Origin of the sequence: Cecembia lonarensis LW9 (genome assembly GCF_000298295.1) — a bacterium.
GTDB classification, from domain to species: domain Bacteria; phylum Bacteroidota; class Bacteroidia; order Cytophagales; family Cyclobacteriaceae; genus Cecembia; species Cecembia lonarensis.
In genome coordinates, this window is record NZ_AMGM01000260.1 from 1 (window position 1) to 778 (window position 778).

A 778-nucleotide genomic window follows, 5' to 3' on the forward strand; every position below is an offset into this window, starting at 1 on the left:
AATCACATCTTTAATAAAGTGCAAAACAACCTTATGATCATTAGTTCTTGTAGCAATGGCTTCAACCCATTTGGATACATAATCAACTGCCACTAATATGTATAAGTGGCCAAAAGATGATGGAAATGGTCCCATGAAGTCGATTCCCCAAACATCAAAAAGCTCTACCACCAAAATGTTGTTCAATGGCATCTCATTTCTTCGGCTAATGTTCCCCATCTTTTGGCACCTATCACAATTAGAACAAAAATCAAAAGCATCTTTGAATAAAGTAGGCCAAAAGAAACCAGATTGTAAAACTTTAAGAGATGTCTTTTTGGCACCAAAATGTCCTCCACATGCCAATGTATGGCTGAATGTTAGAATGCTTTGTTGCTCACTCTCTGGAACACATCTCCTAATGATTTGGTCAGGGCAATATTTAAACAAATATGGTTATCCCAAACGTAGTGCTTTACCATGGCAAGGAACTTCTTTCTTTCCTGAAAAGAAATTTCATTTCTCATTACACCACAAGCAAGATAATTAACAAAATCAGCATACCATGGTTCCTTTTCTTGAACAACAAGGAGTTGTTCATCTGGAAATGATTCATTTAGAGGCAAAGGTTGTCCAACTCCATGGTTCTCATTAAGCCGTGACAAATGGTCAGCCACAACATTATCACTTCCCTTTTTATCTCGAATCTCCACGTCAAACTCTTGTAGTAAGAGTATCCATCTAATTAAGCGTGGTTTAGCATCCTTCTTTGTCATCAAGTACCTAAGGGCTGCATGAT

Annotated in this window: 2 protein-coding genes; both read right to left on the bottom strand. The window is 37.5% G+C overall.

Annotated features, from left to right (window positions below; genetic code table 11):
- The coding region (locus B879_RS24080; RefSeq protein WP_040401593.1) for a hypothetical protein at window positions 1-219 on the bottom strand (219 nt) is incomplete at its 3' end.
- 140 nt (window positions 220-359) lie between these two features.
- Window positions 360-778 (bottom strand): ribonuclease H family protein (locus B879_RS24085; protein ID WP_238542234.1); only part of this gene is annotated, 419 nt, incomplete at its 5' end.